Source organism: Streptomyces sp. SID14436 (assembly GCF_010548465.1).
Lineage (GTDB): Bacteria > Actinomycetota > Actinomycetes > Streptomycetales > Streptomycetaceae > Streptomyces.
Map to the genome: position 1 here is coordinate 1 of NZ_JAAGMD010000865.1, position 1,074 is coordinate 1,074.

Sequence of the window (1,074 nt, forward strand, 5' to 3'; positions counted from 1 at the left end):
GGCCGCGCCCGGCGTGCGGGCGGCCTTCGCGGCCAGCCCGGCGTCGAGGCGCGCGGTGTCCGGGAGGGGGACGGCCTCCTCCTCGCGGTCCTCGCCGCTGCCCGTGACGACGCGCACGTACTGGTCGGCCGCGGCGACGACGGGCGCCTGCGCGTACCGCTGGGGCGGTACCCAGGCGCGCAGGCCGGTCTCCAGCAGGACGCCGCAGGCGGTGACGATCAGCGCGGACATCATCAGGGCGACGAAGGTTCCCGCGAACGCGGCGGGCTTGAAGCGCAGCGCGGCGCGGGCGAGGCCGTTGGGGCGTGTCATGCCGCCGCACCCGCCGTCCTGCCGGTGCGGGCGGTGAGGTCGGTCATGCGGTGCGCGATCCGTTCCGCCGATCCGCGTTCGAGGTGTCCGGCGAGGGCGCCGTCGGCGAGGAACAGGACGCGGTCGGCCCAGGCGGCCGCGGCGGGGTCGTGGGTGACCATGACGACGGTGGCGCCGAGGGTGTCCACGGCGTCGCGGAGCAGGCCGAGGACGCCGGTGGCGGCGCCGGTGTCGAGGGCGCCGGTGGGTTCGTCCGCGAACACCACGTCGGGGGCGGTGACCAGGGCGCGGGCGACCGCCACGCGCTGCTGCTGGCCGCCGGACAGCTCGGCGGGCCGGCGCCGCGCCTTGTCGGCGAGCCCGACCTGCGCGAGCACCTCGGCCGCGCGGCCGCCGGGAACGTGGCGCCGTCCGGCCAGCCGCATCGGCAGCAGGACGTTCTGCTCGACGGTCAGCGACGGCAGCAGGTTGAACGACTGGAAGACGAAGCCGAGGCGGCTGCGCCGGAGTTCGGTCAGCTCGTTCTCGTTCATGCCGGTGATCTCCGTGCCGCCGAGGCGGACGGATCCCGCCGACGGCCGGTCGAGCCCGGCGGCGCACTGCAGGAAGGTCGACTTGCCGGACCCGGACGGGCCCATGACGGCGGTGAAGGTGCCGTGCGGGAGGGTGAGGTCGATGCCCGCGAGGGCGTGCACGGTGTCCGCGCCGCGGCCGTACTGCCGCCGCACCCCGCGCAGTTCGACGGCGGGACCGGGCCCGGCG

At 76.8% G+C, this 1,074-nt stretch carries 1 protein-coding gene and 1 pseudogene; both read right to left on the reverse strand.

Annotated elements, in window-relative coordinates:
- Positions 1–312 (reverse strand): annotated as a pseudogene (locus G3I53_RS31725) (ABC transporter permease); the annotation flags it as partial.
- A partial coding sequence (locus G3I53_RS31730; protein ID WP_164439020.1) for an ABC transporter ATP-binding protein occupies positions 309–1,074 on the reverse strand: 766 nt, incomplete at its 5' end. The pseudogene G3I53_RS31725 and the gene G3I53_RS31730, both read right to left, overlap by 4 nt.